Origin of the sequence: Aeromonas sp. A35_P (assembly GCF_002259925.1) — a bacterium.
GTDB classification, from domain to species: Bacteria; Pseudomonadota; Gammaproteobacteria; order Enterobacterales; family Aeromonadaceae; genus Aeromonas; species Aeromonas dhakensis.
The window spans coordinates 21,541-24,985 of the sequence record NZ_NEVB01000237.1 but is presented as its reverse complement, the minus strand read 5'-3'; the positions used below and the strand labels follow the sequence as shown (position 1 = coordinate 24,985).

The window sequence follows — 3,445 nt, the reverse complement described above, 5'->3', positions numbered from 1 at the left end:
GGGAGAGACAGACGCTTCGCATGGCCGGGGGTTTTGTTAAAGTGTGGGGCCATATTATCCGGTCAAAGTCGACCACAACCAAGGGGCTTCGCGTGAGAATCTTTTCCGGCCTGGGTGGCAAGCTGCTGCTGGCCTTCTCCCTGATGGCGCTGTTGACACTGGGGGCCTCCCTGCTGGGCTGGTTCGGGCTCACTCATCTGCGCCAGTTGGAGCAGGGGGTGCAGCAGACCCTGGCGGATCAGGAGCTGGCCCGCACCCTGGCGCGGCTCGGCGGCGAGATCCAGAGCTCTTCCCACCTGCTGGCCTCCGCCACCAGCGAGGGGGAGCGGGCGCATCAGGGGCGGCTGCTCACCCTGCAGGGGCAGCAGATGCAACAGGTGCTGGAGCAGCTGGGTCATGGTGGCGGCAAGCAGACCCCAGACGAGTTGCATCGCCTCAGCCAGACCATCATCGGCAACCTGGGCCAGCAGGGCTGGCTGGTAGGGGAGCGGCTGACGCTGATGGCCGAAGGCAGCGCCCTGCGCTCCCGGCTGGTGACGGCCGCCGGTCAGGTGGCGGAGCTGGCCCGCAGCCAGATGGAGAACGCCGAAACCGTGATGGTGGCCGGGCTCGGCTCCCTCTATTCGCTGCAGGGGCGCTCAGCAGATGAGGCGGTCGACCGGCTGCTGGAGCAGGATCTCGACTGGCTGGAGCAGATGACGGAGCTGCGCCACCGTACCCTGATGCAGCAGCAGCGTATCGAGGAGATCTGGCGCAGCGACCGGCAGGACGGGCTGCAAACCCTGCTGCAGGAGGTGCGCGGTGAGCTGGCCATCCTGCGGCTGCGAGCGGGAGCGGTGACCGATCCGGCCCGCCGCCAGGCGGTGGAGCGGGCGCTGGACGAGCTGGAGCAGAGCGATCGGCTGGTGCAACTGCGCAGCGACTGGCTCGGCAAGGGGGAGGCGCTGCGGGTGCTGGCCGCTGCCAACGACGCCCTGATGGGGAGTCTCAACCGTCAGGTCGGCACCCTGGTCAGTCAGGCCCGCGACTCCCTGGGGCAGAGCCAGCAGGCATTGAGCCAGCGGCTCAAGCTGCTGGAGCAGGCCCTGATGGTGATCGGCCTGCTCACCCTGATGCTGCTCATCCTGCTGATGTGGCGGGTGGTCTATGGCCGCATCGTCTGGCCGCTGCAGCGTGCGGTCGCCGGGATGAGCCGGCTGGCGAAGGGGGATCTGGCGCCGCTGACGCCGGTCGGGGAGGCGGGGCGCGACGAGCTGGCGGAGCTGGCGCGGGCGCTGCAGGTGTTTCGCGACAACGCCCTCGAACTTGGCCGCTACCAGCGGGAGCTGGAGTTGCGGGTCGAGGAGCGCACCGAGCAGCTCAGCCACGCCAATGCGCGCCTCAACGAGGAGGTGGAGAAGCAGCGGCTGGCCCGCGCCGAGGCGGAGCAGGCCAACCGGGCCAAGTCGGTGTTCCTCGCCACCATGAGCCACGAGATTCGCACCCCCATGAACGGCATCCTCGGCGGCCTCACCCTGCTGGAGGACACCCACCTCAGCGAGACCCAGCAGCGCTACCTGGCCGCCATCGAGCAGAGCGGCGAATCCCTGCTGGAGATCCTCAACGACATTCTCGACTACTCCAAGATCGAGGCGGGCCATGTGGAGTCGCGCCGCGAGCCCTTCTCCCTGCGCCCGCTGGCCGAGGAGCTGATCGCCCTGTTCGGGCCGAGGGCCGACGCGAAAGGGGTGACGCTGGCGCTGGAGTATGCCCCCTCGCTCCCCCCCGTGGTGGAGGGGGATCTGGGCAAGCTGCGCTAGGTGCTGGCGAACCTCTTGGGCAATGCGGTCAAGTTTACCGGTGAGGGGCGCATCACCCTGGTGGTGGCACCGCTTGCCTGCGCGGGCCCCTGTGCCGAGCCCTGTATCCGCTTCGTGGTGAAAGACACCGGCCCCGGCATTCCGGCCAGGGAGCAGGAGGCGGTGTTCGAGGCCTTCCGTCAGCGCAAGCGGGACATGGGCCATCAGGGGGGTACGGGGCTGGGGCTCGCTATCAGCCGCCGGCTGGTGGCCGCCATGGGGGGGGAGCTTATGCTCTCCAGCGAGCCGGGGCAGGGCTGTGAATTCAGCTTCAGCCTGCCGCTGCAGCGCTCGGCGGCCCAGCTGCCGGTCAGCGCCCAGCCGGTGCGCCTCGGCCAGCCGCGGGAGATCCTGCTGGTGGAGGACAACGAGATCAACCGGCTGGTGGCCGAGGGCATGCTGGTGCGACTCGGCCACAGGGTCACCCTGGCCGAGGATGGGCGCAGCGCGCTGGCGCGGGTGACCGAGCGCCCCTTCGAGCTGGCCCTGCTCGACATCAATCTGCCTGACATGGACGGCATGACCCTGCGCGAGGATCTGGTGGCCATCAGCGAGGAGGAGCATGGCTGCGGCCTGCCCGCCATCGCCATCTCGGCCCAGATGTACCCGGAGGATGTGCGCGCCTGTCTGGCGGCGGGGTTTGCCGATTTCGTCGGCAAGCCGGTGCGGCTGGGGGCGCTGGCCGCGGCCATCGACCGGTTGTCAGCGGGAGAGGAGGCGCCTCCCCTGACGGCGAGCGAACCGCTCGCTACCGTCGAGACCGCCAACCGGGTGCTGGAGGCGGATCTGACCCTGCTCGGCAGTCAGCGCATCCGCCAGCTCATCGCCCTGTTTGCCGAGCAGGGGGCGCCCCTGGTGGCCGAGCTGGCGCACAGCAAAGGGGAAGCGCAGCGCGCGCTGGCCCACAGGCTCAAGGGCAGTGCCCTGGCGCTCGGGCAGGATGATTTCGCGGCGCAGTGCGCCGCCGTGGAGCAGGGGCTGCTGGATGGAGGGGCGCTGGCCGGGCCGTTTGAGCAGGCGCTGGCCGGTTTGCAGGCGTGGCAGGCGAAGCATCTGCCGGATTAGCAGCAAGGGCGCGTGGTGCGCGTCCGCTCAGGAAGGTCATTGCTCTTCGCGATAGAGCGGCTGTCTGCACTGGGCGCAGAGGTGCTGGCGACGAAAGTCGGCCTGGTGCACCAGGCCCACATCCAGCTGCTGATGATGGCCGCAGTGAATGCAGAAGATGATGTCGCCGTCGATGGCGTCCGGGTGGGCCGCCAGATACTGCTCGCGGGTGGGCAACTGGTCCCATTGGGTGGTGAAAGGGCTCTTGCGACTGCCGGTGTAGTAGATCCAGTAGAACAGCGCGAATACCGAAATAATCAGAAACAGCATCAAGTTATCCAGCATGGCTTACTCCCGTGGGTCTGCGGTGTGACAAGACAAGAGGGTGACGCGAGCAGCAGTTGACCGGATGCGGTGAGGGGCCCTTCCGTTGCCGGCCTGCGCGCCGGGCAACTGCTGTGCCTGCTAAAGATGTTATCTATTAGTAAATGCTATATCCATGATCTGGCTCTGGTTTTGGCCGGCTGATGAGCCACGCGCAGGCGCTTGGCCGAGTGTATCGG

The 3,445-nt window shown here is 67.9% G+C and carries 1 protein-coding gene and 1 pseudogene; one reads left to right on the top strand and one right to left on the bottom strand.

The annotated features are described in order from the left end of the window. Window positions 1-92: 92 nt before the first annotated feature. Window positions 93-2,903: pseudogene (gene torS, locus CAK78_RS19250) on the top strand (TMAO reductase system sensor histidine kinase/response regulator TorS). 36 nt (window positions 2,904-2,939) lie between these two features. Here torS and CAK78_RS19245 read toward each other — a convergent pair. Next, entirely contained in the window at window positions 2,940-3,227 is a 288-nt protein-coding gene (locus CAK78_RS19245) for a hypothetical protein (protein ID WP_017783746.1), read from the bottom strand. Window positions 3,228-3,445 lie beyond the last annotated feature (218 nt).